Annotated in this window: 23 protein-coding genes and 1 tRNA gene; 16 read left to right on the top strand and 8 right to left on the bottom strand. The window is 65.3% G+C overall.

The annotated features are described in order from the left end of the window. The first annotated feature begins 249 nt into the window (after positions 1-249). From rnr to ACL58G_RS25120, 4 genes are all read left to right on the top strand, one after another. A complete protein-coding gene (rnr, locus tag ACL58G_RS25135) occupies positions 250-2,814 on the top strand; it encodes a ribonuclease R (RefSeq protein ID WP_440963564.1) in 2,565 nt (854 codons plus the stop codon). 3 nt (positions 2,815-2,817) lie between these two features. Next, entirely contained in the window at positions 2,818-3,561 is a 744-nt protein-coding gene (gene rlmB / locus ACL58G_RS25130; protein WP_413387819.1) for a 23S rRNA (guanosine(2251)-2'-O)-methyltransferase RlmB, read from the top strand. Between the two features lie 178 nt (positions 3,562-3,739). Further along, a complete protein-coding gene (gene cysE, locus ACL58G_RS25125; protein WP_440963563.1) occupies positions 3,740-4,477 on the top strand; it encodes a serine O-acetyltransferase in 738 nt (245 codons plus the stop codon). A 10-nt stretch (positions 4,478-4,487) separates the two neighbouring features. Next, a complete protein-coding gene (locus tag ACL58G_RS25120; RefSeq protein ID WP_440963562.1) occupies positions 4,488-5,177 on the top strand; it encodes a YceH family protein in 690 nt (229 codons plus the stop codon). Here the strand turns inward: ACL58G_RS25120 and ACL58G_RS25115 are convergent. The 8 genes from ACL58G_RS25115 to ACL58G_RS25080 form a co-directional block, all read right to left on the bottom strand. Next, complete coding sequence (locus tag ACL58G_RS25115; RefSeq protein ID WP_440963561.1) at positions 5,137-5,916, bottom strand: hypothetical protein; 780 nt, start codon at positions 5,914-5,916, stop codon at positions 5,137-5,139. The two genes, ACL58G_RS25120 and ACL58G_RS25115, sit on opposite strands and share 41 nt — an antisense overlap. Further along, on the bottom strand, positions 5,913-6,671 hold the full coding sequence (locus tag ACL58G_RS25110) for a hypothetical protein (protein WP_440963560.1): 759 nt from the start codon (positions 6,669-6,671) through the stop codon (positions 5,913-5,915). The genes ACL58G_RS25115 and ACL58G_RS25110 overlap by 4 nt, the downstream gene beginning before the upstream one ends. Positions 6,672-6,675: 4 nt before the next feature. Further along, positions 6,676-7,668 (bottom strand): hypothetical protein, encoded by a 993-nt coding sequence (locus ACL58G_RS25105; RefSeq protein ID WP_413387824.1) that lies wholly within the window; start codon positions 7,666-7,668, stop codon positions 6,676-6,678. After that, a complete protein-coding gene (locus ACL58G_RS25100; protein ID WP_440963559.1) occupies positions 7,665-8,534 on the bottom strand; it encodes an ABC transporter ATP-binding protein in 870 nt (289 codons plus the stop codon). Before ACL58G_RS25100 ends, ACL58G_RS25105 begins: the two co-directional genes overlap by 4 nt. Further along, complete coding sequence (locus tag ACL58G_RS25095) at positions 8,531-8,896, bottom strand: GntR family transcriptional regulator (protein ID WP_413341605.1); 366 nt, start codon at positions 8,894-8,896, stop codon at positions 8,531-8,533. The genes ACL58G_RS25100 and ACL58G_RS25095 overlap by 4 nt, the downstream gene beginning before the upstream one ends. Before the next feature lie 140 nt (positions 8,897-9,036). Beyond that, positions 9,037-9,795, bottom strand: coding sequence for a UDP-2,3-diacylglucosamine diphosphatase (locus ACL58G_RS25090; protein ID WP_440968110.1), 759 nt, complete (start codon positions 9,793-9,795; stop codon positions 9,037-9,039). A gap of 194 nt (positions 9,796-9,989) precedes the next feature. Further along, on the bottom strand, positions 9,990-10,484 hold the full coding sequence (locus tag ACL58G_RS25085) for a peptidylprolyl isomerase (RefSeq protein ID WP_056128158.1): 495 nt from the start codon (positions 10,482-10,484) through the stop codon (positions 9,990-9,992). Positions 10,485-10,515: 31 nt separating this feature from the next. After that, positions 10,516-11,118: a peptidylprolyl isomerase gene (locus tag ACL58G_RS25080; RefSeq protein WP_413387825.1), complete on the bottom strand. Its 603-nt coding sequence runs from the start codon at positions 11,116-11,118 to the stop codon at positions 10,516-10,518. A 248-nt stretch (positions 11,119-11,366) separates the two neighbouring features. Between ACL58G_RS25080 and cysS the strand changes: the two genes are divergently transcribed. The 12 genes from cysS to ACL58G_RS25020 all read left to right on the top strand — a co-directional run bounded on the left by cysS (position 11,367) and on the right by ACL58G_RS25020 (position 25,957). Continuing rightward, positions 11,367-12,764 (top strand): cysteine--tRNA ligase, encoded by a 1,398-nt coding sequence (cysS, locus tag ACL58G_RS25075; RefSeq protein WP_440963558.1) that lies wholly within the window; start codon positions 11,367-11,369, stop codon positions 12,762-12,764. Positions 12,765-12,784: 20 nt separating this feature from the next. Beyond that, positions 12,785-13,453, top strand: a complete 669-nt coding sequence (locus ACL58G_RS25070; protein ID WP_413341595.1) for a DNA-3-methyladenine glycosylase family protein — start codon at positions 12,785-12,787, stop codon at positions 13,451-13,453. A 61-nt stretch (positions 13,454-13,514) separates the two neighbouring features. Beyond that, the gene (locus ACL58G_RS25065; RefSeq protein WP_440963557.1) at positions 13,515-14,492 is read left to right on the top strand and encodes an acetyl-CoA carboxylase carboxyltransferase subunit alpha; all 978 of its coding nucleotides are present in this window, start codon (positions 13,515-13,517) and stop codon (positions 14,490-14,492) included. Then, complete coding sequence (tilS, locus tag ACL58G_RS25060; protein WP_440963556.1) at positions 14,489-15,910, top strand: tRNA lysidine(34) synthetase TilS; 1,422 nt, start codon at positions 14,489-14,491, stop codon at positions 15,908-15,910. Before ACL58G_RS25065 ends, tilS begins: the two co-directional genes overlap by 4 nt. A gap of 127 nt (positions 15,911-16,037) precedes the next feature. Next, positions 16,038-17,285, top strand: coding sequence for an aspartate kinase (locus ACL58G_RS25055; protein ID WP_413387828.1), 1,248 nt, complete (start codon positions 16,038-16,040; stop codon positions 17,283-17,285). Between the two features lie 97 nt (positions 17,286-17,382). Then, positions 17,383-17,476, top strand: a tRNA-Ser gene (locus ACL58G_RS25050). Positions 17,477-17,581: 105 nt separating this feature from the next. After that, on the top strand, positions 17,582-17,887 hold the full coding sequence (locus ACL58G_RS25045) for a glycoside hydrolase family 3 C-terminal domain-containing protein (RefSeq protein ID WP_413387829.1): 306 nt from the start codon (positions 17,582-17,584) through the stop codon (positions 17,885-17,887). A gap of 365 nt (positions 17,888-18,252) precedes the next feature. Then, a complete protein-coding gene (locus tag ACL58G_RS25040) occupies positions 18,253-19,962 on the top strand; it encodes a DUF1302 domain-containing protein (protein WP_413387830.1) in 1,710 nt (569 codons plus the stop codon). Positions 19,963-19,986: 24 nt separating this feature from the next. Further along, positions 19,987-21,330 (top strand): DUF1329 domain-containing protein, encoded by a 1,344-nt coding sequence (locus ACL58G_RS25035; protein ID WP_413387831.1) that lies wholly within the window; start codon positions 19,987-19,989, stop codon positions 21,328-21,330. Between the two features lie 13 nt (positions 21,331-21,343). Beyond that, positions 21,344-22,057, top strand: coding sequence for an EthD domain-containing protein (locus ACL58G_RS25030; protein WP_413387832.1), 714 nt, complete (start codon positions 21,344-21,346; stop codon positions 22,055-22,057). 400 nt (positions 22,058-22,457) lie between these two features. Beyond that, positions 22,458-23,534 carry a WD40/YVTN/BNR-like repeat-containing protein gene (locus tag ACL58G_RS25025; RefSeq protein WP_413387833.1) on the top strand — a complete coding sequence of 359 codons (1,077 nt, stop codon included), beginning with the start codon at positions 22,458-22,460 and terminating at the stop codon, positions 23,532-23,534. Beyond that, positions 23,531-25,957 carry an efflux RND transporter permease subunit gene (locus ACL58G_RS25020; protein WP_440963555.1) on the top strand — a complete coding sequence of 809 codons (2,427 nt, stop codon included), beginning with the start codon at positions 23,531-23,533 and terminating at the stop codon, positions 25,955-25,957. The genes ACL58G_RS25025 and ACL58G_RS25020 overlap by 4 nt, the downstream gene beginning before the upstream one ends. Positions 25,958-25,966: the final 9 nt, after the last annotated feature.

Below are 25,966 nucleotides of genomic sequence, written 5' to 3'. Positions count from 1 at the left end.
ATCCTGGCGCGCACCGCCTGCGCAGCGCCTTCGTTTCCGGCTGGGCCGTTTCCGAAGAGACCGAGAGTATAGCGGATGGATGGCAAATGTCAAAGACCCTCCGAACCGGACATTCCCTGCACGGTTCACGGGCGACGTTAGGCGAATTTGCCGGTCCTCCGTTACACTACGCGTGCCTGCGTGTCAATGTAACGAGATCCGCGCTGTCAAACGGACGGCGCCACCACTGAGAAGATAAAGAATACAAATTTGAAGCACCCAACTCATACCATCCCAAGCCGCGAGGAAATCCTCGGCGTGTTCCGTGAGGCCAAGGGGCCGCTCGACAGCGGCGCCCTGGCCCGAGCCCTGCAAGTCAACCCGGAAGCGGAAGGCGTCCTGTCGCGCCGCTTGAATGCGATGGAGCGCGACGGCCAGTTGCGCGCCAATCCGGCGGGCGAATATGCGCTCACGGACCACTCGAGTTTCATTTCCGGCCGTATCAGCGCGCACCGCGACGGCTTCGGCTTCGTCATCCCCGACGAGGGCGGTGAAGACCTGTTCCTGCCCGATAAGGAAATGCAGAAGGTCCTGCACGGCGACCGCGTGCTGGCCCGCGTCGTCGGTACCGACCGCCGCGGCCGCGCCGAAGGCACGATCGTCGAAGTCACGGAACGCGCCAACACCCACGTCATCGGCCGCCTCCTGAACGAGAACGGCGTCTGGGTCGTCGCGCCGGAAGACCAGCGCATCGGCCAGGACATCCTCGTGTCCGGCGCGCCCGGCAAGGCCAAGGCCGGCCAGGTCGTCAGCGTCGAACTCCTCGAGCAGCCGTCGCGCTTCCGCCAGCCCACCGGCAGGATCGTCGAAGTACTCGGCGAACTGGACGACCCGGGCATGGAGATCGAGATCGCCGTGCGCAAGTTCGGCGTGCCGCATATCTTTTCGCCGGCCGCCATCAAGCAGGCCAATAAATTGCCGAACGAGGTGCGCGACGCCGACCTGGCAGACCGCGTCGACCTGCGCGACGTGCCGCTCGTCACCATCGACGGCGCGGATGCGCGCGACTTCGACGATGCCGTCTACTGCGAACCCGTCAAGATCGGCCGCACGAAGGGCTACCGCCTGCTCGTCGCCATTGCCGACGTCAGCCACTACGTCAAGCCGAACGATGCGCTGGATGGCGACGCGATCGAGCGTTCGACGTCCGTGTATTTCCCGCGCCGCGTGATCCCGATGCTGCCGGAAAAGCTGTCGAACGGCCTGTGCTCGCTGAACCCGGCCGTCGACCGCCTCACGCTCGTGTGCGACATGGTCGTGACGACCGACGGCGAAGTGAAGGCCTACCAGTTCTATCCGGCCGTGATGCATTCGGCGGCGCGCCTGACCTATGACGAGGTCGCCGCTATCCTGGGCAACACGAGCGGACCGGAAGCGGGCCGCCGTCCCGGCATCGTGCCGCACCTGCTGAACCTGAACGAAGTGTTCCGCTCGCTGCTGAAGGCGCGCCAGGAGCGGGGCGCCATCGATTTCGAGACGACGGAAACGTATATCGTCTGCAATGCGATGGGCAAGATCGAGAAGATCCTGCCGCGCACGCGCAACGACGCGCACCGCCTGATCGAGGAATGCATGCTGGCCGCCAACGTGTGCGCCGCCGACTTCCTGATCCGCCACGACCAGCCGAGCACGTTCCGCATCCACGCCGTGCCGACCGAGGAAAAGCTGAACCAGCTGCGCACCTTCCTGAAGCAGGTGGGCCTGAACCTGGGCGGCGGCACGACGCCGCAGGCGCGCGATTACGCCGAACTGATGACGCGCATCAAGGAGCGTCCGGACGCGACCCTGCTGCAGACCATGCTGCTGCGCTCGATGCAGCAGGCCGTCTACAGCCCGGACAACGTCGGCCACTTCGGCCTCGCGTACGAAGCCTATGCGCACTTCACGAGCCCGATCCGCCGCTACCCCGACCTGCTGACGCACCGCGCCATCAAGGCCGTGCTGAAGGGGAAGAAGTACGAGCCGACCGGCATCGACCTGTCCAAGCTGAACACGACCGTGTCGAAAGCGGTGCGCAAGCAGGCAACGAAGGACAAGGCCGAAGGCAAGCAGAAGGATCCGAAGGACCTGACGATCTGGGATGCGCTGGGCGTGCACTGCTCGGCCAACGAACGCCGTGCCGACGAGGCGTCGCGCGACGTCGAGAACTGGCTCAAGTGCTACTACATGAAGGACAAACTCGGCGAGGAATTTACGGGCGTGATCTCGGGCGTGACGCCGTTCGGCATCTTCGTCCAGCTCGACCAGTTGTTCGTCGAAGGCCTCGTGCACGTCACGGGTCTCGGGACCGATTACTTCCAGTACGACGAAGCCCGCCACGAACTGCGCGGCGAACGCACGGGCCAGGTGTACCAGCTGACGGGCCGTGTGACGGTACAGGTCGCGCGTGTCGACCTGGAATCGCGCAAGATCGATCTCGTGCTGGCCCAGCCGAGCGAGGCAGCGCCGGCGCCGCTGGAACGCGCCCGCGCCGCTGCGCTGGACGCCCGCGAACCGAAGCCGCCGCGTCGCCGCAAGGCGAAGGGGAGCGCCGTACCGGTGTCGCAGCAGGAAGCCCGCGCGACGCCGGCCGAGCCGGCCGCATCGACGTTCGGTGCCACCGACGAGAGCGAAGAAGACGTCGTGTTCGTGCCGCCGACGCGCAGCCGACGCGGCAACAGGAATGGATCGCCGGCCGCAAAAGCGGCCGCGGCAAACCAGACCGCGTCCAAGAAGACCGCGGCGAATAAAAGCGCTCCCACCAAGAGCGCCTCCAAAACCAGGAAGAAGAAGTAACGCATGAAAAATAAAATGATTTTCGGCTTCCACGCCGTGACCTCGCGCCTCCGCCACGAGGCCGCCAGCGTGGAAGAGATCTTCGTCGATGCCGGCCGCCAGGACCGCCGCATGCAGGACCTGATCGCCAACGCGAAATCGGCCGGCGTGCGCGTGATGCCCGTCGACGCCGAGCGCCTCGACAAGATCGTCGGCACCCGCCGCCACCAGGGCGTGATCGCGTTCGCGAGCCAGCTGTCGCTGGCGCGCAACCTGGACGAGTTGCTGGATGCCGTGGAAGGGCCGCCGCTGCTGCTGATCCTGGACGGCATCACCGACCCGCACAACCTGGGTGCCTGCCTGCGCGTGGCGGACGGCGTCGGCGCGCATGCCGTCATCGCCCCGAAGGACCGCTCCGTCGGCCTGAACGCGACTGCGGCGAAGGTCGCCAGCGGTGCCGCCGAGACCGTGCCTTACATCACCGTGACGAACCTGGCGCGCACGATGCGCGACCTGAAGGAGCGGGGCATCTGGCTGATCGGCACGTCCGACGATGCCGACAAGGGTTTGTACGAAGGCGATTTCACGGGCCCGACGGCGCTCGTGATGGGCTCGGAAGGCGAGGGCATGCGCCGCCTGACCCGCGAGACCTGCGACATCCTCGTTTCCATTCCCATGTTCGGCTCGGTCGAGAGCCTGAACGTCTCCGTGGCCTCGGGCGTCTGCCTGTACGAGGCCCGCCGCCAGCGCCTGGCGCGCGAAGGTTAATAATCCGGTTCGCGAAGGTGGGCTCGGGGAGCCCACCCTACGACATGCATCACCGCCGTAGGGCGGGCACCTTGTGCCCACCGACCGCCGGCATTCCGCCTCCCCAAAATTGATTCCCTCATAAGCAAGTACGGCGCGGATAAGCTACCATGCTGCTTCACTTGCACGAATCACGACTATGTTTTCCAACCTGCGCGAAGATATCCAGAGCATCATCGAACGCGACCCTGCGGCACGTAACGCATGGGAAGTGCTCACCTGCTACCCGGGCCTGCATGCCGTCGTCATGCACCGCTGGGCGCATGCTTGTTGGCGCGCCAACTTCCGCTGGCTGGGCAGGTTCATCTCGTATTTCGCGCGCGTTCTCACGGGCATCGAAATCCACCCCGGGGCGACGATCGGCCGGCGCGTCTTCATCGACCACGGCTTCGGCGTCGTGATCGGCGAGACGGCCGTCGTCGGCGACGATTGCACGATCTACCAGGGCGTCACCCTGGGCGGCACGACCCTGGTCGCGGGCACGAAGCGCCATCCGACGCTGGAGCGCGGCGTGATCGTGGGGGCCGGCGCGCAGGTGCTCGGCGCGTTCACGGTCGGCGAATACGCGAAGGTGGGTTCGAACGCCGTCGTCGTCAAGGCGGTTCCGGCCGGCGCGACGGCCGTCGGCAACCCGGCCCACATCGTGCGCAAGGAAGATCAGACGCGCAGCGCGCAGATGTTCGCCGCGTACGGCGTCACGCCGAACGGCGACGATCCGCTATCGAAGGCACTGCGCAACCTGATCAACCACGTGGCCCAGCAGGACGAGCAGATCGAGCGCATGTGCGCGACGATGAAGGCGGCCGGCATCCGCTGCCATACCCCCGACGAGAGTGATAAACTCGACCAGGCACAACTGAACCGGCTCGTAGACTAAAGGACCACCGATGCAAGACGACATCCCGGGCAGCTTCGACCCGGCATCCGACCTCGACCCCAACGAAATCCGCGTACTGGGCGTCCTCGCCGAAAAAGAGGCGCTGACGCCCGACAATTACCCCATGTCGCTGAATGCGGTGATGAACGGCTGCAACCAGCTGTCCAGCCGCGACCCCGTGATGCAGCTGTCGGAAGACGTCGTCCACGACACCCTGCAGCGCCTCATGCAGCGCAAGCTCGTGAACGGCATCGCCCAGGCCGGCGCGCGCGTCATCAAGTACGAGCACCGCATGCGCATCAAGTGGACGCTCGAGCAGGACAAGGTCGCCGTGCTGGCCGTGCTGATGCTGCGCGGCCTGCAGACGGCGGGCGAAATCCGCAGCCGCACGGGCCGCCTGCACGATTTCAAATCGGTGGCCGAGGTGGAAAGCGCGCTGCAATTCCTCATCGACAAGTACCCACCGCTCGTCGTCCGGCTCGAACGGGCGCCCGGCACGAAGGAATCCCGCTACGGGCAATTGCTCGGCGGGGCTATCGACGTCGCGCGCGTGGATGCGGGCGCTGGCGCAGCCGCCGGCGCGGCCGGCGGTACGACGGGCGCCCGCGTGGCGCAGCTGGAGCAGGAAGTGGCCGCGTTGCGCAGCGAAGTCGACGAACTCAAGGCGCAGTTCGCGGCGTTTCGCCAGCAGTTCGAGTAGTGCTCGCGGGCGCGCGCTCGTCTGCACCCGCGTCGAATTGCACGAGGGCGTCGTCCGGCCAGCCCGTGTCGCCGATCGGCACCATCATGTTCCAGCCCTGCGTTTCCAGCGTGCGCGACCGTTCGCCGTCGCGCAGCACCGCACGCCCGCCCGGTCGCGGCGCCAGCGTGCCGTAGTTGAAATCCTTCTTGGCGCACCAGTCCGACGTCAGCATCAGCGTGTTGATGGCAGCCTTCGCCATGAACGGCATCTGGTCCTTGACGATGGCGATGGTGACGCGGCACTCCAGGCGCAGGTCGCCGAGCCGGCGGACGTTGTCCGGCAGGCCGGCCGTGCGCACTTCCGGATGTCCCGTGTACAAACCGTTCTTCTGGTTCAGGATGAACGTGGCGTCCGCATCGTAGGCGGCCTGGTTGCGGCCGACGGTGAGCAGGCCGGCGGCATCGATGGGGACGTCTTCCTGGAAGCTCCCGTCGTCGCTCGCGAGCCGCAGCCGCAGGCCGTCGCCCGCGTTCGCCGGCGCGCCTTCCGCGTGGCGCATGCGGAAGCGGAGCAGGGCGTGCGGCGCCAGCGCGCGGTGCGCGTCGAACGCGTCGAGGCCGGCCACGACGCTGCGGTACGAGCGCATTTCCGGATCCGCGATGCCCTTCACCTGGACCGATGGCACGGGCTCGTCGGCGTGTGCGGCCGGCGGGATGCAAGCGAGCGCGAACAATAACCCGATAGGCCTGGTTCTCATGGCGTGGCTCCTTCGGGCGCGACGAACGCGAGGTCGACGACGGCATCGTTGCCCCAGCCGGCGTCATACAGCGGCAGCTCGAACTGGCGACCCTTCACCTTCAGCGGCAGCGTGCGCTCGCCTTCGCGCAACATGGCGGACGCGAGCGGCGATTCCACGTTCACGGACCACGTGCGGTCCTGGTCCTTGAAGAAGCTGCACCAGTCGCCCGTCAGGAACACGGTGTTGGCCAGCGCGACGACCCAGAACGGCGCCTCCTTCTTGGCGACGGTGACGAAGACCTGGCATTCGAGCCGCAGGTCGCCCAGGCGGCGTTGGTTGTCGGCCAGGCCGGGCGTGCGCACGTAGGGCCAGACCCGGACGTCCTTGCGCTTGCGGCTCAGCACCAGTTCCGCGTCCGCATCCCACGCCGGCTGGCTGCGCGGGACGTCGAACAGCGCGTCCGTGCCGACCGGCAGTGCCAGCGTGAACGCGTCGGCGGTCAGCTTCGCCGTCGGCAGGTCGCCTTCCAGCAGGGCGCCGCCACGCTTGCGTACGGCGAACCGCAGTTGCGGGACGGCGGGCGCCAGCGCATGCTGCGCGTCGAAGGTGTCGAGGCCGGCGGCGATGGCGCGGTAGGAATGCATCTCCGGATTCTTGATCGCATTCACGTGCACCACGCCTGCGCCGTTTGCGCTCGGGTTTGCGCCCGGCTCGATGTCCTGCGCGTAAGCCGTCGCGGACAGCAGGGCGAGGGCGACGAGGGCGGGGCGCATGGCCTCAGCCTTCGTCGCGCCAGCGGCGCATGCGGATGGCGGCATACAACATTGCGACGCCCATCGCGACGCCGATCCAGGCATCGATCCCGGCCAGCGACAGGTACGACTGGGACACGAGCCCGCTCATGTCGACGCCGTTCTCGGTCGGGCGCACCCCTGTCTGCAGGGCCGGCTGGAACGTGAACCAGATGCCGGGCACGATGCCGCCGAGGATGCGGGCGACGACGTCGCTCGCGTAGTGCGACAGCAGCAGCGTCTGGCCGGAGAAATTCTCGAGCGCCGCGTTGATCCACTTGATGATGACGAGCGCGACGACCGGCACGCCGACGGCCCACAGGAACGGCTTCGATTTCGCCCAGCTGGACACGAGGATCAGCCAGCCCACCGTCGGCAGCGCCCACACGACGTACACCGGCAGCAGTGCGGCGAGGCGCAGCGGCGACAGGTACAGATCGGACGACGCCAGCAGCGACGCGAACAGGTTCAGGCCCTGCGCACTGAGCGCCAGGCAGGCGATGACGAGCAGCGCCAGCGAGGTGGCGACGGCCAGCACGAGCGTGATCGCGGGCGCGACGACCGTCGCCATGGCGGCCTTCGACAGCACCGTCATCGGATCGGACACGGGCAGCGACTTCCAGAACAGGATGCTGCGGTCGCGGCGCTCGTCGTACAGTGCACCGAGGCAGTAGAAGAACACGACGCCGACCAGGATTGCGAACAGCGGCGCCGATGCGCCCAGGTACATGCCGGTGGCGATCTTCGCGACCACCAGCTTCGTTTCCTCGGGCAGGATCTGGTCGAGGCGGGCGTGATCCAGCGTCTGGCCGTTGACCGTCACGTGCGCGGGAATGCCGTGCTGCATGATGCCGTAGGTGATGGTGCAGCCCAGCAGCACGACGAGCAGCGAGCCGACGATGAGCGGCGCCCAGAACATCGAGCCTTTATGCTCCCAGAACTCGCGCCTGAGCAGCCATTTCATGGTGTTCGAGTTCATGCGTAGGTTCCTTTCATGGTCGCGACGAACAAATCGGCGACGGAGGGATTACGGGTTTCGCCGAGCGCGGCCAGCTGCTGGCGCGATGCGCCGCCGGGGCCGGCATCGAACAGCATCACGGCCTTGCCGAACACGGTGCGGCGGTCGAGTGGCTGCAGCGCGTTGGCGGCGCTCAGTTTTTCCTGCGGCACCATGACTTCGACATAGCGCTCGCCGATCTCTTCCATCGATGCGGCCAGCACGATGCGGCCGTCGCGGATGAACATCAGGTCGGTCAGGATGTGCTCGACTTCCTCGACCTGGTGCGTCGTGATGACGATCGTCTTGTGCTCGTCAAAATAGTCCTCCAGCAGGTTCTGGTAGAACTGCTTGCGGTAGATGATGTCGAGGCCCAGCGTGGGCTCGTCCAGCACGAGCAGCTTCGCATCGATGGCCATCACGAGGGCCAGGTGCAGTTGCACGATCATGCCCTTGGACATTTCCTTGACCTTCATGCCCGGCTGCAGCTTCGTGTTCGCGATATAGCGCTCCGCTTTCTCGCGGTTGAAGCGCGGGTGCACGCCGGCCACGAAGTCGATGGCGTCGCGCACGCGCAGCCAGCGCGGCAGGATCGCGACGTCGGCGATGAAGCAGACATCCTGCATCAGCTCGTCGCGGTGGGCGCGCGGGTCGAGGCCCAGCACGGACAACTGGCCCTCGAACGGGATCAGACCGAGCGCGGCCTTCAGGGTAGTGGTCTTGCCCGAGCCGTTCGGGCCGATCAGGCCGACGATCCGGCCGGCGGGGATGGTGAAGTCGATGCCGTTCACCGCCGTGCGCTTGCCGTAGCGCTTCGTCAGGTTTTTCGCTTCGATCACGGCGCTCATTTGTCGCCTCCGGCCGGTTCACGCAGCAATTGATCGATATTGAGGCCGAGGCGGCGGATTCGCTCCAGCATCGCCGGCCATTCCTCGCGCAGGAAGCGCTCCCTTTCGCTGGCGAGCAGTTTCTCGCTCGCGCCTTCCGTGACGTACATACCGATCCCCCTTCGTTTTTCTACTAAGTTGTCGTCGACCAGTTCCTGGTAAGCCTTCGAGACCGTGATCGGATTCAGCTGGTATTCCGCTGCGATCTGGCGCACGGAGGGGAGCGGATCCCCGGCCTTCAGGGCGCCATCGAGCATCATACCGATCACCCTGTCCTTCAACTGCCGGTAGATTGGAGAGTTGTCATTCCAGCCGATCGTCATTGCCGGCCTCCTTTCGTCGCGGTGCAGTACTTGTCATGCCTGCCTCCATGTTGGTGATGTAGAGTAGTGGTGTTGTAGTTAAGTATAACACCATGCCGGCAGCGGTCAATACGAGGGTGACCTAGCAGGATTGAGAGGGGTTAGATTGTTTGTCCGTCGAGGTCGAAGCGCAGGATGCGTCCGTCCTCGTCGATTGCGATCCAGCCGCCGCGGACGGGATCCGCGTCGAGTTCCCAGTCGGGCAGCACATAGCGCCGCATGCCGCCGGCCTCGTGCAGGGCGGGGCGGTGGGTGTGGCCGTGGATGATGACGTCCGTACCCGTGTCCGCATGCAGCGTGGCGACGGCGGCCGGGGTGACGTCCATGATCTCGTACGATTTTTCGCCGTGCGCCGCGCGGCTGCCTTCGCGCAGGCCGGCGATGATCGCCTTGCGCTGCGCCAGCGGCATGGCGAGGAATTGGGTCTGCCATGCCGGGTCGCGCACCTGGGCGCGGAACGCCATGTACTTGACGTCGTCCGTGCACTGGGCGTCGCCGTGCACGAGGACGACCTGGCAGCCGCCGATGGTCGCTACATGCGGCTCGGGCAGCAGGGTGAGGCCGGCCGCCTCGGCGAAGCCCGTGCCGACGAGGAAGTCGCGGTTGCCGCCGAGCCAGTAGACGGCCGTGCCGCCATCGCTCACGCGGCGCAGCGCGGTGGCGACGCTGCGGTTGAACGGGTCGTCGAGGTCATCGTCGCCGGCCCAGTATTCGAAGATGTCGCCGAGCAGATAAAGCCGCTCGGCATGCACCGCGCGTTCGGCCAGGAAGCGGAAAAACGCTTCGGCCGTACGCGGGTGGGATGCCTGCAGGTGCAGGTCGGAAATGAAGAGTGCGAGCGTGCGCGCGGGTGCGGTCATCATGTTGCCAGGACGACCGGGAGGTGGATCCCGTGCGTCATGCCTGCCTGTCTGGGATTGCTAAACACCTCGAAAAACCGTCGCGAGCGGCAGCGGATCTGGCCGGGAAGCGCAGCTGTACGAGGAGTACAGCGAGCATCGCAGGGCTAGGCGCCCCCGCCAATATGCAACGCGCAGCAGGTTTTGCGACGTGTTTACTGGACGACTTCGATCTTTTCGATGACGACGTCTTCGCTCGGCACGTCCGAGTGCATGCCGGCACGGCTCGTCTTGACGTTGTTGATCTGGTCGACGATGTCCTGGCCTTCGACGACCTTGCCGAACACGGCATAGCCCCAGCCGTCCTGGCCCGGGTAGTTCAGGAAGTCATTGTTCTTGGTGTTGATGAAGAACTGGGCCGATGCCGAGTGCGGGGCCATCGTGCGGGCCATGGCGATCGTGTACTTGTCGTTCTTGAGGCCGTTCTTCGCTTCGTTCTCGACGGTCTGCTCGGTCGGCTTTTGCTTCATGCCCGGCTCGAAACCGCCGCCCTGGATCATGAAGTCCTTGATCACGCGATGGAAGATCGTGTTCGAGAAGTGACCCTTGTTCACGTAGTCCAGGAAGTTGGCAACGGTCTTCGGTGCCTTGTCGGCGTCCAGTTCGACCTTGATGTTGCCCTTGTTGGTGGTCATGAGTACGGTGGTCATGTTTTTTCCTATCGTTGGAGTTGCGAGTTCGTTATTTTACTTTATCGCCCTTGAGGAGGGTCGCGGACTGGATCGTGACGGGCGTGACCGGCACGTTTTCGAGGCCCCGGATGTCGTCCACGACGACGGCCTTGATCTTGTCGACGACGTCCTGGCCCTTCACGACCTTGCCGAATACGGTGTAGCCCGAGCCCTGCATGTTCGGATAATCGAGCCCGGGATTGTCGACCACGTTGATGAAGAATTGCGAGGTGGCCGAGTCCGGATTGGATTCGCGCGCCATGGCGACGGTATACTTTTCGTTCGACAGGCCGTTGTTGGACTCGTTCTTGATCGGTTTGTTCGTCTTGCGTCCATGGAACTGGGCATCCATGCCGCCGGCCTGGATCATGAAGCCGTCGATCACGCGGTGGAAGATCGTGCCCTTGTAGAAGCCGGCTTTGACGTACTTGAGGAAATTGTCCACGGTGATGGGTGCTTTTTCCTGGTTCAGCTCCAGCACGATCTCGCCCATCGACGTTTTCAGCGAGACTTGCGGGTCGGCGGCGAACGCGGCTGCGGACAGGGTCAGGGCGGCCACACCTGCGACAAAGCGGGCAGTAAAGCGGGCGCCGGGCGATTTCAGGACGTGCATCGTAGCTTCCTCTCGGTGGATATAGCGCAAAGTGCTGTCAAGGGTTTTGCAGAAAAATAAACCTATGGCATATGCGGCCAGTCGGGATTTTATCAATGCTATACTTTGCGACGGACTGCCGATTCTATCAAAAAGAACAAGGTTCCCAAGATTCGCTGTCCTGACACTCCCGACGCGCCTGCCACGTCACGGCACTGCCGCAAGGCTGCGTTTCGAGCGTCATGCTCCAACCCTCTAGCAAACATCCGATGAGCCAACTCAAGATCTACAACACGCTCGCGCGTGACAAGCAGGTATTCGTTCCCCTCCAGTCCGGCAAGGTCAACATGTACGTGTGCGGGATGACGGTTTACGATTACTGCCACGTCGGTCACGGCCGGATGATGATGGCGTTCGACGTCATCTACCGCTGGCTCAAGGCATCGGGCTACGAGGTCAAATACGTCCGCAACATCACGGATATCGACGACAAGATCATCAAGCGCGCCGTCGAGAACAATGAAACGATGACGTCGCTCACGACCCGTTTCATCAAGGCGATGGACGAAGACACTGCTGCCTTGGGCATCCTGCCGCCGGATTTCGCGCCGCGCGCGACGGAGTACGTGCCGCACATGCTGTCGATTATCGAAAAGCTGGAAACGAAGGAACTCGCCTACCGGGGCGAGGACGGCGACGTGAACTATGCCGTGCGGAATTTTCCGGGCTACGGCAAGCTGTCCGGCAAGTCGCTGGACGACCTGCGCGCCGGCGAGCGCGTGGACGTGAACACGGGCAAGCGCGATCCGCTCGACTTCGTGCTGTGGAAGGCCGCCAAGGAATCCGAGCCCGACGAAGCCAAATGGGATTCGAAATGGGGTAAAGGTCGTCCGGGCTGGCACATCGAGTGCTCGGCCATGTCGTGCGCCATGCTGGGCGAACACTTCGACATCCACGGCGGCGGCGCCGACCTGCAGTTCCCGCACCACGAGAACGAGATCGCCCAGTCGGAAGGCGCGTTCGGCCCGCCGATGGCGAACTACTGGATCCACAATGGCTTCGTGCGCGTCGACAACGAGAAGATGTCCAAGTCGCTGGGCAATTTCTTCACGATCCGCGACGTCCTCAAGAAATACGATGCCGAAGTCATCCGCTTCTTCATCCTGCGTGCCCACTACCGCAGCCCGCTGAATTACTCGGACGTCCACATCGACGACGCGAAGGGCGCGCTGACGCGCCTGTACACGGCCTTGTCCGAGGTCGATGTCGGCCTCGAGCCGCTCGCCGTCGACTGGGACGAAGCCCATGCGCAGCGCTTCCGCGACGCGATGGACGACGATTTCAATACGCCGCTGGCGGTGGCCGAGCTGTTCGACCTGGCCACGGAAGTCAACAAGAGCAAATCCGTCGCGGCCGCGCGCCAGCTGAAGGCGCTGGCCGCCGTACTGGGCCTGCTCGAACGCAGTCCGCAAGCCTTCCTGCAGGCCGGCACGCCGGGCGAGGGTGGCCTGGGCGAAGCTGCGATCGTCGACGCGATCGCGCGCCGCGCCGCCGCCAAGAAGGCGCGCAATTTCGCCGAGGCGGACGCGATCCGCGCCGAGCTGACCGCAGGCGGCGTCGTGCTCGAGGACAAGCCGGACGGCAGCACCAACTGGCGTCGCGCCTGACCGGCCCTCCGCGCACGAGCATGGCACTTTCCAAGGACCTCGCGGGCGCCGTCCCGGCGCCGCCGGACGTTCAGCCTTCCGTCCCACCGTACTGGGCGGAGGCGAAGGCCGAGCTCATGCGTCGGGACCGCATCATGAACAAGCTGATCCCGCAATTCGGCGATATGCACCTGCGTGGCCATCCCGACCCGTTCACCACGCTGGCCCGCTCCATCGTCGGCCAACAGGTGACGGTCAAGGCCGCCGAGACCGCCTGGATGAAGCTGCGCACGCTGTGCCCGAAGATGACGCCGTCGCAGGTCATCAAGGCCGGCGCGGAAGAACTGGCGGGCTGCGGCCTGTCGAAACGGAAGACGGAATACATCCTCGACCTGGCCGATCACTTCAAGGCGAAGCGCGTCCATGCCGACCAATGGTCGCAGATGGATGACGAGGCCGTCATCGCCGAGCTGGTCCAGATCCGCGGCATCACGCGCTGGACAGCCGAGATGTTTTTGATATTTAATCTGCTCAGACCGAACGTCCTGCCCCTGGACGATCCCGGCCTGATCCAGGGCATCAGCCAGAATTACTTCTCCGGCGAGCCGGTTTCGCGCAGCGATGCGCGCGAGGTCGCCGCCAATTGGGAGCCCTGGCGAACAGTTGCTACATGGTATTTATGGCGTAGCCTGGATCCGGTTCCGGTATAGAATAGCGCCCTTGCCGCCGCGCGGATGATCTTCCGCGGCCACGAACACACCCGGAGGTACAATGAGTAAAACAACTTTCCTCAGTTTCGAGCAGCCGATTGCCGAGCTCGATTCGAAAATCGAAGAGCTGCGCTTCGTGCAGGACGATTCCGCCGTCGACATCTCGGAAGAAATCGACCGCCTGGCCAAGAAGAGCCAGCAACTGACGAAAGACATCTATGCCAAGCTGACCCCTTGGCAGGTTTCCCAGATCGCCCGCCATCCGCAGCGTCCGTACACGATGGATTATGTGAACGCGATCTTCACCGATTTCCATGAGCTGCACGGCGACCGTACCTTCGCCGACGACCAGTCGATCATCGGCGGCCTGGCCCGCTTCAACGGCCAGTCCTGCATGGTCATCGGCCACCAGAAGGGCCGCGACACGAAGGAACGCGCGATGCGCAACTTCGGCATGCCGCGTCCGGAAGGCTACCGCAAGGCCATGCGCCTGATGAAGGTGGCCGAGAAATTCAACCTGCCGATCTTCACGTTCGTGGACACTCCCGGCGCCTTCCCCGGCATCGACGCGGAAGAGCGCGGCCAGTCGGAAGCCATCGGCCACAACCTGTACGTGATGGCCGAGCTGAAAGTGCCGCTGATCGCCACGATCATCGGCGAAGGCGGCTCGGGCGGCGCGCTGGCGATCGCCGTCGGCGACGCCGTGCTGATGCTGCAGTACGCGACGTATTCCGTGATTTCGCCGGAAGGCTGCGCGTCGATCCTGTGGAAGACGTCGGAGCGGGCGGCGGACGCGGCAAACGCCCTTGGCCTGACGGCGCACCGCCTGAAGGCGATGGGCCTGATCGACAAGATCGTCAACGAACCGCTGGGCGGCGCCCACCGCGACCCGGCCCAGATGGCCCAGATGCTCAAGCGCGCGCTGGCCGACACGCTGCGCCAGTTCCAGGGCATGAAGACCAGGGAACTGCTGGATGCCCGCCACGCCAAGCTGCTGGCCTACGGCAAGTTCAAGGAAACGACGCCGCGCGAAGAGTGAGCCGTCGTACGCAGGGGGCGGCCGTGCTTGTCGCCCAGTTCGCGCAGGCCATCGCGGCCCTGCGCGAAGCATACCTTCCCGATGCCATGCCGCCCGTCGCGGTCGCCCTCAGCGGCGGCCTCGATTCGATGGTGCTGCTGCACCTCGTGCACGCGCACGGCCTGAACGCCCGCGCCTTCCACGTCCACCATGGGCTGAGCCCGAACGCCGACGCCTGGCGCGACCATTGCGCGGCCGCCGCCGCTGCGCTGGGCATCCCGTTCGACTGGCGCGCTGTCGTCGTCGCGAAAGGGAAGAGCGGCATCGAGGCTGCCGCGCGCAAGCTGCGCTACGCGGCGCTCGGCGAGATGTGCCGGGCCCATGGCGCCGGCGTGCTGCTGACCGCCCATCACCTCGACGACCAGGTCGAAACGGTGCTGTTGCAATTGCTGCGCGGTTCCGGTCCGGCCGGCCTGTCCGGCATGGATCCCGCCAACCGCGCACCCGGTTTGCTGGGCGACGAACGCCTGGCCATGGCGCGCCCGCTGCTGGGCGTCGCGCGCGCCGACCTCGAACAGGTCGCGCGCGAGCGGGGCATCACGTGGGTCGAAGACGAATCCAATACCGATCCGCGCTATGCCCGCAACGCGCTGCGCCACCAGGTGATACCGGCGTTGGCCGCCGCGTTTCCCGGCTACCAGCAACGCGTGGCGCGCAGCAGCGCCCACACGCGCTCGGCCCAGCGCCTGCTGGACGAGCTGGGTGAGCAGGACCTGCAGGCCTGCCTGGCCGGCGATGGTCTCGACCTCGTCCGCGTGCGCGCGCTGAGCCGCGACCGCATCGACAACCTGCTGCGCCACTGGTTCACCGTGCGCCGCCTCGCGATGCCGTCGACGGCCTGGCTGGCGCAGATGGTGGCGCAGATCCTGTCCGCGCGCGAGGACGCGCAATTGCTCGTCGAACACCCGGACGTCGACGTGCGCCGCCACCGCGACCATTTGTATCTCGTGCCGCGCCTGCCGGACCTCGCCGGGATGCGCGATCCCGAGGACGCCGGCATCATCGACAAGCACGCCCAGCCGTTCCGCTGGAATGGCGAGGCATCCATTGCGTTTCCCGATTACGGCGGCGTGCTGCATTTCGATATGGCCGAACGCGGGTTCGATCCGGCCTGGCTGCGCGAGCAGGGACTCGAGATCGATTTCCGCAAGGGCGGCGAACGGCTGCGCCTGGCGCACAACCGTCCCAGCCGCAGCCTCAAGATGCATTACCAGGCGAGCGGCATCCCGGCCTGGGAACGGGGGCGCCTGCCCATCGTGAATGCCGGCTTCGACCTGCTGTTCGCGGCGGGGCTCGGCATGGATTGCCGGCACGTGACCGAGGGCCCGGAGCGCGTCGCGTTGCGTTGGGAAAGCGCGACGGCAGCCATCCCGCGTTAATACCCTTTCCGTATTACCATATTCCTATTTGGTATAGATTTCGCATCCTGACGGCTTGTGATTCCGCGCCGCAGCATGTAGAGTAAAAGGCTCATTTGATTTTTTACAAGCGGAAATCCCTTCAGTCATGGCCTTAATAGTCCACAAATATGGCGGTACGTCGATGGGTTCGACGGAACGCATCAAGAACGTCGCGGCCCGCGTCGCCAAATGGCACGACGCCGGCCATCAAGTCGTTGTCGTCCCCTCGGCAATGTCCGGTGAAACCAACCGTTTGATCGGCCTGGCGAAAGAGATTATGTCGCAGCCGGACCCGCGTGAACTGGACATGATTGCATCGACCGGCGAACAGGTGTCGGTCGGCCTGCTGGCCATGGCACTGCTGGCGCGTGGCAAGGATGCCGTGTCGTACACGGGCTGGCAGGTGGGCATCAAGACGGACTCGGCCTTCACGAAGGCCCGTATCCAGTCGATCGACGACACCCGCGTGCGCGCCGACCTGGACGCTGGCAGGATCGTCATCATCACCGGTTTCCAGGGCATGGATGAGGACGGTAATATCTCCACGCTGGGCCGTGGTGGTTCGGACACCTCCGCCGTCGCGATCGCGGCCGCACTGAAGGCCGACGAATGCCTGATCTACACGGACGTCGACGGCGTCTACACGACCGACCCGCGCGTCGTGAGCGAAGCGCGCCGCCTGTCGAAGATCACGTTCGAAGAAATGCTGGAACTGGCGTCGCTGGGCTCGAAAGTCCTGCAGACCCGCTCCGTGGAATTTGCCGGCAACTACCGCGTGCCGACACGCGTGCTGTCGTCGCTGACCGACCCCCTGATGTCGCTCGAAGAAGAAGCCAACTCGGGTACCCTGATTTCGTTTGAGGAAGAAAGCAACATGGAACAAGCCGTCATCTCGGGCATCGCCTTCCACCGCGATGAAGCCAAAATCACTGTCCTGGGCGTGCCCGACAAGCCGGGCGTCGCCTTCCACATCCTCGGGCCGATCTCGGAGGCCAATATCGAGGTCGACATGATCATACAGAACCAGTCGGTCGACGGTAAGACCGACTTCACGTTCACCGTGTCGCGCAACGATTACCAGCGCGCCATGGGCGTCCTGGAAGGCGTGAAGGCCGAAATCGGCGCCGACAGGATCCTGGGCGATGCCAAGGTCTCGAAGGTATCGGCCGTGGGCGTGGGCATGCGCAGCCACGTGGGCGTCGCGTCGCAGATGTTCCGTACGCTGTCGGAAGAGGGCATCAACATCATGATGATCTCGACGTCGGAGATCAAGATCTCCGTCCTGATCGACGAGAAGTACATGGAGCTGGCCGTGCGCGCCCTGCACAAGGCGTTTAACCTGGAGCAAGCTTAACTTTTTTCAAAAAAATGGCCGTGCTTCCTTGACCAAAAAGGGTGTGGCCATTAATATGCGTGCACTCAGCGCTGACGCATAAACGTTGAAGCTGACTGGAGGCGTGGCCGAGTGGCCGAAGGCACTTCCCTGCTAAGGAAGCATACGGGCTTAAACCTGTATCGTGGGTTCGAATCCCACCGCCTCCGCCAGGACACCGTCCCTGAGTGTTCAGGGACATCAAAGAACCCGCTGTTCTCGTAGAGACAGCGGGTTTTTTGTTGTCTGATACTGTCCAGCGAGGGAGCCTCGCCTTCGTGGACGGCAATCCCGACTACGAAGCGATCAAGCGCGCCGGCGCACGCATCCCCACCATCGTCACCGTCAACCTCGAGCGACCCGCGATCCTAACCAATGTCGTCGACAAGACAAGGGCGGTGCTGGCCACTTTCGGCATAAGCGACGAGGCCTTGCTGGATGTCGTGACCGGGAAGGGAACGCCGGAAGGCCACTTGCCGGTGGAGCTGCCGTCTTCGATGGCGGCCGTCGCCAGGCAGCGTTCGGACCTGCCGTACGACAGCGAACGACCCTTGTTCCCGTTCGGTTTCGGACTTGCTTATTGAACCAGCCAGCTTTGGCAGGTCGACGCTCAACATGCGCATGGACGCATCGTTTTTTCCGGTACTAACAATCGGTAGAAACGGTTTTAAACGTTTCTCATTCGCCGATATGATCAGTTTTAAGCCAAGCCTTGGCAGAACCAATCACAAATCGGAGACATGCGCATGACATCGATGACTCATACCACCGGCTGAACCGAGCCGCATCTCGCGGCGTATCAAGCGTCCGCCGACTTCCTGCCGCAATCACTCGATGGAGTCCCGGTAGTGCGACCTGCAGTTCCGGCGGCCGCATCACGTCCGTCGCAGTCGGGATTCCTCGTCGGCAGGCCTGGCACGCCGCGCACGAATAACTATATGGAGACCCAATGCACCACCACACATTCGGCTTCGGCCACATGACCACCAAACTTCGGAAGGGCGCTGCCTGCACGCTGGCCGCCGCCTTCGGGACGCTGTTCGCAGCCACAGGCGCCGGCGCTGGCGAAATCGATACCGGCAACCCCGAACTGAAGCTGCGCTGGGATAACACGATCAAATACAGTGCCGCGTTCCGCCTGAAAGAACGCAGCGCCGAGTTGATCGCCACGCCAGACGCACCCAATTTCGACGACGGCGACCGCAACTTCGGCAAGGGTCTCATCTCGAATCGCGTCGACCTGCTGTCGGAGATGGACCTCACCTACAAGAACGTCGGCGCGCGCGTGAGCGGCGCCGCCTGGTACGACTCGGTCTACAACCGCCATACGGACAACGATTCCCCCTTCACCTACAACGCACTGTCGGTACCTGCCAGCGAGTTCACCGAAGCGACGCGCACGCTGCACGGACGCAAGGCCGAGCTGCTGGAAGCCTTCCTCTTCGCCAACGGCGACGTGGCGGGCAAACCGGTCTCCGTGCGTCTCGGCCGCCATGCGCTGGTGTATGGCGAAACGTTGTTCTATGGCGCCAACGGCATCGCCGCCGCCCAGCAGCCGATCGACGTCGTCAAGGCGCAATCGGTGCCGAACACGCAGTTCAAGGAACTGATCCGGCCGGTCGGCCAGGTCTCGGGCCAGGTGCAGCTCGCGTCGAACCTGACGCTCGGCGCCTACTACCAGTATCGCTGGGAGGCGAACCGGCTGCCCGGTATCGGCAGCTACTTCAACTTCGTCGACAACGTGGGCACCGGCGTCGAGAGCCTGATCCTCGGCGCGCCGCCGACGCCGCGCAGCATCTACATGGGCGTCGTCAACGCGAAGAATTCCGGGCAGGGCGGCATGCAGATCAAGTGGACGCCCGCGGGCAGCGACGTCGACCTGGGCTTCTACGCCGCGCGCTACAACGACAAGTCGCCCCAGGTTGTGCTGGGCCTCGTGCCGACGCCGGTCGGTGCGTTCCCGGCCACGTTCCGTCACTTCTACCACGAGGGCACCCTCACGTACGGCGTCAGCGCCAGCAAGACCTTCGGCGAATTCAACGTGTCCGCCGAAGCCTCGGTGCGCCGTAACGCCGCGTTGAGCAATGCCGGCTCGCCGGACCTCTACGGCGTCGTGCCGGCCGCGTTCGGCGGCCCGGTGGCGCCTTCCGACAACCGTGGCAATCCGGTGTATCCGGTGGGCCGGACGGCGCACCTGAACGTGTCGACGCTGGCCACGCTCGCACCGAACGCGATCTCCGCCGAGTCGTCGCTGGCGGGCGAGATCGCCTGGAACCGCGTCACCAGCGTGACGAAGAACGCCGACCACCTCGACCCGAACGCCGCACGCGACGCGTGGGGCCTGCGCGCCGTGTACACGCCGTCCTACCGCCAGGTGCGGCCGGGCCTCGACATCGATGTGCCGGTCGGCGTCGGCTACACGCCGAAGGGCCGCTCCGGGGCGCTCGGCCCGTCGTTCGGCGCGGACAAGGGCGGCGATTTCAGCATCGGCGTCAACGGCCGCTACGAGGATGTCTGGTTCGCCAGCATCAACGTCACGCATTACTACGGGGCGGCGGCGACCATCGCGACGAACGGCGCCGCGGGCACCGTCTACACGTACAAGCAGGCGTTGAAGGACCGCGATTTCGCGTCGTTCTCGCTGCGCCGCACCTTCTAATCACATAATAGTCAGGAGACGACAATGAACTTCACGCGAGCAATCGTGACCGCCGCGGTGACTGCGGCCATGACGGGTGCCGTCGGCGCGGCCACGCCCGAGGAGGCGGCGCAGCTGGGCAAGACGCTGACACCGTTCGGCGCCGAAAAAGCCGGCAACAAGGACGGCACGATCCCGGCCTGGGACGGCGGCCTGACCAAGGCGGCGGCAGGCTATAAGGCCGGCGGGCGGCGCGACCAGGATCCCTACGCCGGCGAAAAGCCGCTGTATTCGATCACGGCGAAGAACATGGACCAGTACGCGGACAAGCTGACCGACGGCACGAAGGCGATGCTGAAGAAGCACGCCAGCTACCGCATTGACGTGTACCCGACGCACCGCACGGCCGCGGCGCCGCAATGGGTATACGAAAACACGGCGAAGAACGCGACGGCCGGCAAGCTCGGCGAGAAACAATTCCCCACCGGAGTCTACGGCGGGATACCGTTTCCCATCCCGAAGAGCGGTGCCGAGGCGATGTGGAACCACTTGCTGAACTGGCGTGGCGAAAACTGGGAGCTCAACATTCGCGGCTACCTGATCACCGCCGAAGGCAAGCCGGTGATGACGGTCGACGCCGTAGGCGCCCAGAGCATGCCGTATTTCTTCAAGGACGGCAGCGCCGAGGCGGCCGGGGGTAATTACTGGAACATCCGGCTCGTGAACGTCGGGCCGCCGATTCGTGCCGGCGAGGCCATCCTGGGACGCCTGAACCTGGATGCGGATCGCGACAGCAGCTATGTCTACCTGGCCGGCCAGCGCCGGACGCGCAAGCTGCCGAACGCCTGCTGCGACACCCCGACGCCCGCGACCGCAGGCGTGATGAGCTTCGACGAGGTCAACGTGTTCGGCGGACGCCTCGACCGCTTCGACTGGAAGCTGCTCGGCAAGAAAGAGATGCTCATCCCGTACAACACGAACCGTTCCTTGAAGGGCAAGGATCTCGACCTGATCGGCGCGAACCACTTGAACCCCGACATGGTGCGCTGGGAGCTGCACCGCGTCTGGGTCGTGGAAGCGAACCTGAAGCCCGGCATGCGGCACGTGGCGCCGAAAGGGCGTTACTACCTCGACGAGGATACCTGGACGGCGGTGCTGGGCGATCGCTGGGATGCCAAGGGCCAGCTGTGGAAGACCACGTGGCAACTGCCGGTGATGATGCCCGACCTGCCGGCGACGACCCCGACCGTATTCGGCTTCTACGACCTGCTGTCGAGCACCTGGTTCGTCAACGGGATCGAGAACGAAAAACCGCAGCAATACAAGACGATGCCGCGCTACCCGGAAACGACGTTCTCGCAGGATTCGCTGAACAGCGGCGTACGCTGATCAGGAGGATGGCATGTCTCTCAAACTCAATATCGTCGGGCGCCGCAAGCCCGGCACGACCATTGCCGACCACCGCCATCACATCCGTGCGGTGCACGGGGAGATGGTCCTGCGTTTCATCGAGGTGGCGCCGGACTGTGCCCCGCACCGCTACGTGCAGAACGCGGTGTTCGACGGACAGTATCGTACGACCCCACCGGGCACCGACCCCTTCGCGTTGAACCGCGATTTCGTGACCCAGGTCTGGGTCGACGACTTCGCGATGCTCGAAGCGTCGCGGCGCCACCCGTTCTACAACGCCAGCCTGAAGGACGACGAAGACAATTTCGTCGACCAGGCGACGGTCGTGTTCCTGCCATCGCGGGAACGGCAGATCGTGGCGCGTGGCGACCAGCCGCCAACGTCCGTCAAGCTGTTCACCCTGATGCGGCGGGCGGCCGACGCCGACCCAGGCGACTACGCAAAGGCGTGGGTCGATGCAGCCGGAGCAGCAGGCACGCTCCCGCTGCGACACGTGCAGAACGACGTCGTGGCATTGCCGGGCGCGGCGCCCGCAGCCGACGCGATCGACGAGTTCTGGCTTCCGAACGAAGCCGACGCCCGGAGGTTCCTTGCGTCGTGGTCCGCGGTGCTGGCCGATAAGCTCGTGAAGCCGGGACTGGCCTGCCCGGGCGGCGTCGTGGCGCTGCTCGCCCGCGAGGACGTCGTGCATGCGGGCCGGACCTGACATGGCGTCCGCGATCAGGGGGGGCTCCCGTGAACGGGATGGCGCCGGGAAGGCTTCCGCGAAGTTATCGGATTTTCCGTTAGTTCGGAACGGTGCAAACGATTTTTCCTCTCTATTGATCGGAACTATGATGGATTCATGCAAAGAGCTCACACGAGCCGGCGCCACCAAGGAGAGAGCATCATGACCGCAACGTTTACCCTCCCACCGCAGCCACGCATGCACGCTTCGGCGCCATTGCGCCGGAGCTGATCCCTCGCAATACCGCAGCGCCGGCCCGCACGCGCGGGCTGGCCCCCAGGACCAGTATCGTTCATCCGGCGGCCGCCACGGCGTGCCGGACGGGCCGCCGCATGCCTGCCCGCGATACCGGTCCTTGATTAGCATCGTGGAGCGTTTCATGTACCTGAACAGATTGACATTGACCCTCGCGGCGGCCTGGATCGGCGCCGCAACCGTGCCGGTCGCCGCAGCCCCCGTTGCCGATCCGATGGCGCGCCCCGCGCTGATGGTGGCGCAGCCGGCCAGGGCCTACCTCACCGGCATCGCCCGCGCCGGCAAGCGCCTCATCGCCGTGGGCGAACGCGGCGTCATCGTGCTGTCCGACGACGACGGCGCCACCTGGCGCCAGGCCAGCGTCCCCGTCAGCGTGACGCTGGCCGCGGTCCAGTTCCCCACGCCGACGCAGGGCTGGGCCGTGGGCCATTACGGCGTCGTGCTGCACAGCGGCGACGGCGGCGCGACCTGGACGCGCCAGCTCGACGGCGTACAGGCGGCCCAGTTGGTACTGCGCGACGCCCAGGCGGCGCAGGGCGGTGCAGCCTATCTGGCAGACGCGCAGCGCCTCGTCGCGGACGGACCGGACAAGCCCTTCCTCGGCCTGCATTTCACCGACGAGAACAACGGCTTCATCGTCGGCGCCTACAACCTGGCGTTCCGCACGCGCGACGGCGGCGAGACCTGGGCGCCATTCGGCAACCGCCTGGACAACCCGAAGGCCAGCCACCTGTACGCCGTCGAGGCATCCGGCAGCGACGTGCTGATCGTCGGCGAACAGGGCGTGCTGCTGCGCTCCACGGACGGCGGCGCCACCTTTGCGCGCATCGCACTGCCGTACAAGGGCAGCTTCTTTGCGCTGACGCTGGGCGGCGCGGATGCGGTCGTTGCGGGCCTTGGGGGCAACGCGTTCTCATCGCACGACCGCGGCGCAACCTGGACCGCGCTGGCGGTGCCCGCGTCCGTCTCCGTGACGGCAGCCCATCTACGCGACGGCCGCCTGCTGATGGCGAACCAGGCCGGCATGCTGCTGGCCGGCGCCGCCGGCGCCACCGCAATCGCACCGCTGAACACGCAGGCGCTGCCCCAGCCCAACGACCTGATCGCACTGCCCGACGGCACCATCGTGACAGTCGGCGTGGCCGGCGTCGTCCGTCTGCCCGCGCACGCCGCAACCACCACGTCCATGGCCTCACGATGAACCCGACCCACGCTCCCCAACAAGTCGCCGCCGACCTGGCGCAGTTCGATCCGCGCTCCGGTTCGTTCCTCGAACGCCTGCTGTTCAACCACCGCATCGTCGTCGTGGTGCTGTGTGCCGTCGTCACCGTGCTGCTCGGCTGGCAGGCCGGCAAACTGCGCCTGAACGCCAGCTTCGAGAAAGCGATCCCCGCCGGCCATCCGTACATCGCCAACTACCTGAAGTACCAGAAGGAGTTGAGCGGCCTGGGCAACGCCGTACGCATCGCCGTCGAGAATCCGAATGGCACGATATACGACCGGCGCTACCTGGATCTGCTGGCCAGGATCAGCGACGAGGTCTTCCTGCTGCCCGGCGTCGACCGTCCGTTCATGAAATCGCTGTGGACGCCCAACACCCGCTGGGTCGGTGTCACGGAGGAAGGCATGGACGGCGGTCCCGTGATCCCCGAAGGCTACGACGGCTCGCCGGACAGCCTGCGCAAGATGGCGGCCAACGTCGCGCGCTCGGGAGAAATCGGCCAGATCGTCGCGCGCGACGCCGGCTCCAGCGTCATCTACGTACCGCTGCTGGCCGTCGACGCGCAGGGCAAGCCGCTCGACTACCAGGCCCTGTCCGGTGCACTGGAGACGATCCGCGCCAAATACGAGGCGCAGGGCGTGCGCATCCACGTGACGGGGTTCGCCAAGATCGCGGGCGACCTGATCGACGGCCTGCGCCAGGTGTTGCTGTTCTTCGGCGTAGCGATCGCCATCGCCGCCGCGATGGTGTTCTGGTACACGCGCTGCGCGCGCTCGACGCTGCTGGTCGTCGCGAGTTCGCTCGTCGCCGTCGTGTGGCAGCTCGGCCTGTTGCCGACGCTGGGCTATGCGCTCGACCCGTACTCGATGCTGGTGCCGTTCCTGATCTTCGCGATCGGCATGAGCCACGGCGCGCAGAAGATGAATGGCATCATGCAGGACATCGGTCGCGGCGCCCACAAGCTCGTCGCGGCACGCTTCACGTTCCGCCGCCTGTTCCTGGCCGGGCTGACGGCGCTGCTGGCGGACGCCGTCGGCTTCGCCGTGCTGCTCGTGATCGACATCCAGGCGATCCGCGAACTGGCCATCGCGGCCAGCATCGGCGTCGCCGCGCTGATCTTCACGAACCTGATCCTGCTGCCGATCCTGCTGTCGTACACCGGCGTGAGCGCCGCGGCGGCCCAGCGCAGCCTGCGCGCCGAAGAGACGGAGCGGGCCGGCGGCGGCAAGGAAGGCCTGTGGCGCTTCCTCGACCTGTTCACGCGCAAGCCATGGGCGGGCGTCGCCGTGGTCGCTGCCTGCGTGCTGGCCGTGGGCGCGGGCGTCACAAGCCATTACCTGAAAATCGGCGACCTCGATCCGGGCGCGCCGGAGCTGCGTCCCGACTCGCGCTACAACCGCGACGTGGCGTACATCAGCGCGCACTACGGCGCCAGCAGCGACGTGTATGCCGTGCTGGTGAAAACACCGGACGGCGGCTGCGCCGGCTACGACGTGCTCAAACGGGTGGATGCGCTGGACTGGCAGCTGCGCCAGGTCGAGGGCGTGGAATCGGTGAACACGCTGGCGCTGCTGAACCGCCGCATGCTCAGCGGCCTGAACGAAGCCAATCCGAAATGGTACGAGATGTCCCGCAACCAGGAGATGCTGAATTCGATCACCGCCGGCGCGCCGCGCGGCCTGTACAACGATGCCTGCAACCTGCTGACGGTCTACGTCTACCTGAAGGATCACCGCGCCGACACGCTGTCGCGCGTGGTCGCGCACGTCGATGCGTTCGCCGCCGCCAACGACACCGCCGACGTCAAGTTCCTGCAGGCGGCGGGCAGCGCCGGCATCGAGGCCGCGACCAACATCGTCGTGAAGCGTTCCTGGTACGAGATGCTGTTCCTCGTGTACGGCGCCGTGATCGTCCTGTGCTTTATTACGTTCCGCTCCTGGCGCGCCGTCGTCGTGGCCGTGATGCCGCTGATGCTGACGTCCGTGCTCGCGGAAGCGCTGATGGTGGTCCTGGGTATCGGCGTCAAGGTTGCGACGCTGCCCGTGATCGCATTGGGCGTGGGCATCGGCATCGACTACGCGCTGTACATCCTGAGCGTCACGCAGGCGCGCATGAAGGAGGGCATGAGCCTGTCCGAAGCGTATTACCGCGCGCTGCTCTTCACGGGCAAGGTCGTGATGCTGACGGGCGTGACCCTGGCCGTCGGCGTGGCAACGTGGGCCTTCTCGCCCATCAAGTTTCAGGCCGATATGGGCATCCTGCTTGCCTTCATGTTCTTGCTGAACATGCTCGGCGCACTCGTGCTGCTGCCCGCGCTGGGCCATTTCCTCCTGCGTTCGGCGCCGGTATCCCGCGTGGCGGCGGACGTTCCCAACACCATGCCAACCACCCAACAACGATAGAAAGCGAAA

It is taken from the genome of Massilia sp. GER05 (genome assembly GCF_052056005.1).
GTDB lineage: Bacteria > Pseudomonadota > Gammaproteobacteria > Burkholderiales > Burkholderiaceae_D > Telluria > Telluria orientalis.
The sequence above is the reverse complement of the archived record's forward strand: the minus strand, read 5'-3'. Positions and strand labels throughout refer to the sequence as shown.

What these genes read in the sequence shown, in the direction of transcription:
- cysS (WP_440963558.1), top strand. Translation starts at nt 11,367, where the DNA reads ATGAGCCAACTCAAGATCTACAACACGCTCGCGCGTGACAAGCAGGTA.
- ACL58G_RS25065 (WP_440963557.1), top strand. Translation starts at nt 13,515, where the DNA reads ATGAGTAAAACAACTTTCCTCAGTTTCGAGCAGCCGATTGCCGAGCTC.
- ACL58G_RS25035 (WP_413387831.1), top strand. Translation starts at nt 19,987, where the DNA reads ATGAACTTCACGCGAGCAATCGTGACCGCCGCGGTGACTGCGGCCATG.
- ACL58G_RS25025 (WP_413387833.1), top strand. Translation starts at nt 22,458, where the DNA reads ATGTACCTGAACAGATTGACATTGACCCTCGCGGCGGCCTGGATCGGC.
- ACL58G_RS25090 (WP_440968110.1), bottom strand. Translation starts at nt 9,795, where the DNA reads ATGACCGCACCCGCGCGCACGCTCGCACTCTTCATTTCCGACCTGCAC.
- ACL58G_RS25080 (WP_413387825.1), bottom strand. Translation starts at nt 11,118, where the DNA reads ATGCACGTCCTGAAATCGCCCGGCGCCCGCTTTACTGCCCGCTTTGTC.
- ACL58G_RS25110 (WP_440963560.1), bottom strand. Translation starts at nt 6,671, where the DNA reads ATGCGCCCCGCCCTCGTCGCCCTCGCCCTGCTGTCCGCGACGGCTTAC.
- ACL58G_RS25095 (WP_413341605.1), bottom strand. Translation starts at nt 8,896, where the DNA reads ATGACGATCGGCTGGAATGACAACTCTCCAATCTACCGGCAGTTGAAG.
- ACL58G_RS25040 (WP_413387830.1), top strand. Translation starts at nt 18,253, where the DNA reads ATGCACCACCACACATTCGGCTTCGGCCACATGACCACCAAACTTCGG.
- ACL58G_RS25120 (WP_440963562.1), top strand. Translation starts at nt 4,488, where the DNA reads ATGCAAGACGACATCCCGGGCAGCTTCGACCCGGCATCCGACCTCGAC.
- ACL58G_RS25115 (WP_440963561.1), bottom strand. Translation starts at nt 5,916, where the DNA reads ATGAGAACCAGGCCTATCGGGTTATTGTTCGCGCTCGCTTGCATCCCG.
- cysE (WP_440963563.1), top strand. Translation starts at nt 3,740, where the DNA reads ATGTTTTCCAACCTGCGCGAAGATATCCAGAGCATCATCGAACGCGAC.
- ACL58G_RS25085 (WP_056128158.1), bottom strand. Translation starts at nt 10,484, where the DNA reads ATGACCACCGTACTCATGACCACCAACAAGGGCAACATCAAGGTCGAA.
- ACL58G_RS25105 (WP_413387824.1), bottom strand. Translation starts at nt 7,668, where the DNA reads ATGAACTCGAACACCATGAAATGGCTGCTCAGGCGCGAGTTCTGGGAG.
- rlmB (WP_413387819.1), top strand. Translation starts at nt 2,818, where the DNA reads ATGAAAAATAAAATGATTTTCGGCTTCCACGCCGTGACCTCGCGCCTC.
- ACL58G_RS25100 (WP_440963559.1), bottom strand. Translation starts at nt 8,534, where the DNA reads ATGAGCGCCGTGATCGAAGCGAAAAACCTGACGAAGCGCTACGGCAAG.
- ACL58G_RS25030 (WP_413387832.1), top strand. Translation starts at nt 21,344, where the DNA reads ATGTCTCTCAAACTCAATATCGTCGGGCGCCGCAAGCCCGGCACGACC.
- ACL58G_RS25070 (WP_413341595.1), top strand. Translation starts at nt 12,785, where the DNA reads ATGGCACTTTCCAAGGACCTCGCGGGCGCCGTCCCGGCGCCGCCGGAC.
- ACL58G_RS25020 (WP_440963555.1), top strand. Translation starts at nt 23,531, where the DNA reads ATGAACCCGACCCACGCTCCCCAACAAGTCGCCGCCGACCTGGCGCAG.
- ACL58G_RS25055 (WP_413387828.1), top strand. Translation starts at nt 16,038, where the DNA reads ATGGCCTTAATAGTCCACAAATATGGCGGTACGTCGATGGGTTCGACG.